Genomic DNA, 4,029 nt, shown 5'->3' with positions numbered 1-4,029 from the left:
TATAACTTGACGGCTCAATACAATGTGTCTGACTCGTTCCAGGTTGGTCTGCGGGTGACGAACTTGTTCAACAAGTTCCCGCCAGAAGACGACTCGTTCCTATTCTACGAGTATCCCTGGTATAACTACTTCATGTATGGCGGTGCCGGTATCGGCCGCGAAGCAGCCGTAGAATTTGAATACAGCTTCTAATTCTCGGTTGTGAGACAAAGCCCGGCTGCAAGGCCGGGCTTTGTTGTTCCACTGGCGACGATCTAATGAATGTGGTTTACTGGCCCATATGTGTTTAAGAGGGTTAGTTTATGAGTATCAAGTCTGATAGGTGGATCCGCCGAATGGCGGAAGAATACGGCATGATTGAGCCGTTTGAGCCCGGCCAAGTTCGCTACCACGGAGATCGTAAACTCGTGTCTTATGGAACGTCGAGCTACGGCTACGACGTTCGTTGTGCCGATGAATTCAAGATTTTCACCAACATCAATTCTGCCATTGTTGACCCAAAGGGGTTCGATGAAGGTAGTTTCGTGGACGTAAAATCCGATGTGTGCATTATCCCGCCGAACTCATTTGCATTGGCACGCACCGTAGAATATTTCCGCATTCCAAGAAATGTGCTCACGGTTTGCCTAGGCAAATCGACTTATGCGCGATGCGGCATCATCGTCAACGTCACGCCTTTGGAGCCGGAATGGGAGGGGCATGTGACGCTGGAATTTTCGAATACCACGCCTCTACCGGCCAAAATCTACGCCAATGAAGGCGTTGCGCAGATGCTGTTTTTTGAATCCGATGAAGTGTGTGAAGTCTCGTACAAGGACCGGGGTGGCAAATATATGGGACAAACCGGTGTGACCTTACCGAGAACCTGAGTGTGGTTCGTACCGAACTTCTGTCAATGCGGCCACCGCTTGTAGGTGGCCTTTTTTGTATTGTTCGATGCGAACTGGCAAGTAACACAGTGAACTGGCATGCCATGAACGGGTCAGCCGTGTGCCCGAGGTGCGTTCGATCACGAGACAGTCACTGTCCCCGAAGGGGGGGGGGCATTGTCTGTGTCCAACCACCGTATAATTTTCCACGCGGATACTGTTTTTTTTACTGACTGCAAAAGTGATGACGGCATTGGCCTTCCAAACATTTTGTTGCAGCAGACGATGGCGGAGTGCCCACTGCACAGCAAGCGGATCGACGACGCCCGGCTTGATATTCTTTCGCCATTGTCGATTATCGCTGCGTTGGCCGACTGCCACCTTATGTTTCCAGTCAAAATGCTCAACTGTGGTTTTTTCCCGAAAAGAATTTGAAATCAAGTAGCGATATTCGACAGGAAACAGCTGTTCATTGTGGATACGAAAACGCGTCTCTTCAATGCGTTCATCTTTGAAAAAGAATTTCTTGGCGCTTGAGTGTTGTTTCAGGTCCCATAAGCCGCTGGCACTATCGAATGATAACTCGCGAATGGCTTGACCCACTGCGTCTCCGTCATCATCAAGGAGCTGGTAAACAGCACGGTAAGGCCGTTGGAGCTGTTCTGCACAAGCTTTTGGTGATGGCTCAGCAGACAACCTAAACGTCACCGTCAAAAGTAATCCGCATACCAGTGGCAGGCACCTTTTTATCATCGAGGTAGACCTCATTATTTTTAAGCGCTAGGCGCCCGTCGCAGTACCAACTGACGACTAAAGGGTACAATTGGTGCTCCAGTGTTTGGACGCGTTGTTGCAGTGTTTGTTCCGTATCATTCGGAAAAACTTTGGTGGCCGCTTGTGCAATGATCGGACCGCCATCAAGCTCGGCGGTGACGAAATGAATGCTGCAGCCATGCATCTTGTCACCCGCTTCTAATACCCTTCGATGCGTATGAAGGCCAGGATACTTGGGAAGCAGCGACGGATGTATATTCAGCATTTTCCCGTGCCACTGTTCCGTGAGCGAAGCGTCCAGTATTTTCATAAAGCCCGCCAAAACAACAAGATCGGGCGACCATGCTTGCAAGGTCAGGCCGATGGCTGAACAGAACTCGGTCGTGCCGTTAAAACTCTTGTCATCAATGACCTCGGTGTCGATACCCGCGCGCGTTGCTCGCGTCAAACCGTAGGCATCCGGACGGTTAGACAAGACACCAACGATGTCACCAGCAATGCGTCCGGCACGGCAGGCGTCAATTAGCGCTTGTAAGTTCGAACCGCTGCCTGAAATGAGTACTGCGATGCGCATGAAGGTTCCTAACAGAAACGTACACAGGGTCGTTGTTGCGCATCAGCTTGATCAACATGCCCAATCGTCCAAGCCCGCTCGCCAAGCGCTGCCAGTTGTGCCAATGCTGTTTTTTCACTGGCTTCAGGCACCGCCAATACCATGCCAACACCACAGTTAAACGTGCGGAACATTTCGTTTTCATCAATATTGCCAGTTTTTTGCAACCACTGGAATATGGTCGGCCACTCCCATGTACTGCGGTCTATGATGGCCATGGTGCCTTTTGGCAATACTCTTGGGATATTTTCGATGAGCCCACCACCAGTGATATGGGCAATTGTGTGGACAGGTGTTTTCTTCAACAGCGCGAGTATCGTTTTGACATAAATCCGTGTGGGTGCCATAACATGGTCAAGCAAACTTTGGTTGTCCAGCATCGTGTCCGGTTTGGCACCACTGATGTCGATGACTTTTCTGATTAACGAGTAGCCATTGGAATGTGGTCCGCTTGAGGCGAGTGCAATTAATTTATCTCCTGGACGCACGGCCGAGCCGTCAATAATTTTATCCCGTTCGACAACACCGACACAAAATCCCGCCAAATCATAGTCACCTAGCGAGTACATGCCGGGCATTTCAGCCGTTTCTCCACCAATCAGCGCACAGCCCGCTTGTCGGCATCCTTCACCAATACCAGCCACGACCTGCTCAGCAACGTTCACATCGAGCTTTCCCGTCGCGTAGTAATCAAGGAAGAAAAGCGGCTCAGCGCCTTGCACGACGAGGTCATTGACACACATGGCCACAAGGTCAATGCCGACAGACTCATGTCGAGCGTGATCGATGGCAAGCTTAAGTTTTGTGCCAACACCATCGGTTCCAGCAACGAGCACCGGGTTCTGATAGCGAGAAGGTATGGCGCACAGCGCACCAAAACCACCGATGCCTCCTAGCACTTCAGCACGTTTTGTCGATTCCGTAATCGTTTTGATTCTTGTGACGAGTTGTTCACCGGCATCGATATCGACACCGGCATCCTTATAACTCAAGCCTGTCTTTTGGTGTTCGTTGCTCACGAAATAGTTTTCCTATAAAGTCTCACCGCGGCGGTATTTTAGCAAGCGTAGGCGTTCTTGGGTAGAAAATGCGGACTTTGTCTAGGATGTCGGTTGGCGCGTCTATCTGGATTGCGTATGATGCGTTTAAATCGTGGAATGTGGTTCAAACAATGCGGATTATCATTGTTTATATTGCGGCATCCTTCCTCTTGGCGAGTGCGAGCTTTGGCGCACAGATAGACAATTTGTATATGGCCAAAGTGAATGTTGCCGATCGCGGAGAGGCGGCACGCACACAAGGCATTCGCGAAGGTTTCTTACAGGTGCTCGTGCGTGTGACCGGCCAGGACAGTGTTCGCACCAATGCGTACGTGCGCTCCTATTTATCTAAGGCACAGAGTTTTTTGCAGCGTTTTTCTTATGAAAAGAACACTGCCGGCGATTGGCAGCTCATTTTGCATTTCGATGCCACCGCAGTACAGAACTTTTTGGCTGATGCGCAGCTACCGGTGTGGCAGAGTAACCGACCTTTGGTAATGCTGTGGCTTGCCACTGAGGAAGGATACGAGCGGTTTATCGTTGAGGAAAATTCTGAGCAGGGTCGTACGATTGCTGAACTCGCAGAGCGACGTGCGTTGCCGGTGATTTTGCCCTTGATGGACTTGGAAGATACGACATCGATCGAAGTATCAGATGTCTGGGGGCGTTTTATGCAACCTGTGATGACGGCCTCAGCTCGCTATCAGCCAGATGTCGTTGTGGCGGCCAAAAT

6 protein-coding genes are annotated in these 4,029 nt (G+C 50.5%); 3 read left to right on the top strand and 3 right to left on the bottom strand.

The features are described from left to right. On the top strand, positions 1 to 192 hold a 192-nt coding region (locus tag D6694_06025; GenBank protein RMH44252.1), incomplete at its 5' end, for a hypothetical protein. Positions 193 to 302: 110 nt separating this feature from the next. Further along, the gene (locus tag D6694_06020) at positions 303 to 869 is read left to right on the top strand and encodes a dCTP deaminase (protein RMH44251.1); all 567 of its coding nucleotides are present in this window, start codon (positions 303 to 305) and stop codon (positions 867 to 869) included. On the opposite strand, the gene D6694_06015 is transcribed toward D6694_06020, so the two are convergent. Genes D6694_06015 through D6694_06005 form a run of 3 tightly spaced genes read right to left on the bottom strand, consistent with a single transcriptional unit; the run spans position 855 to position 3,275 of the window. Next, positions 855 to 1,637, bottom strand: a complete 783-nt coding sequence (locus D6694_06015; protein ID RMH44250.1) for a DUF3108 domain-containing protein — start codon at positions 1,635 to 1,637, stop codon at positions 855 to 857. The genes D6694_06020 and D6694_06015 overlap by 15 nt on opposite strands. Further along, positions 1,567 to 2,217 carry a phosphoribosylglycinamide formyltransferase gene (locus tag D6694_06010; protein RMH44249.1) on the bottom strand — a complete coding sequence of 217 codons (651 nt, stop codon included), beginning with the start codon at positions 2,215 to 2,217 and terminating at the stop codon, positions 1,567 to 1,569. Before D6694_06010 ends, D6694_06015 begins: the two co-directional genes overlap by 71 nt. Positions 2,218 to 2,225: 8 nt before the next feature. Continuing rightward, the gene (locus tag D6694_06005) at positions 2,226 to 3,275 is read right to left on the bottom strand and encodes a phosphoribosylformylglycinamidine cyclo-ligase (GenBank protein RMH44248.1); all 1,050 of its coding nucleotides are present in this window, start codon (positions 3,273 to 3,275) and stop codon (positions 2,226 to 2,228) included. An 86-nt stretch (positions 3,276 to 3,361) separates the two neighbouring features. Between D6694_06005 and D6694_06000 the strand changes: the two genes are divergently transcribed. After that, on the top strand, positions 3,362 to 4,029 hold a 668-nt coding region (locus D6694_06000; GenBank protein RMH44247.1), incomplete at its 3' end, for a DUF2066 domain-containing protein.

The sequence above is a fragment of the Gammaproteobacteria bacterium genome (assembly GCA_003696665.1).
In the GTDB taxonomy this organism is placed as follows: Bacteria; Pseudomonadota; Gammaproteobacteria; order Enterobacterales.
This window is presented reverse-complemented; position numbering and strand designations above follow the sequence as displayed.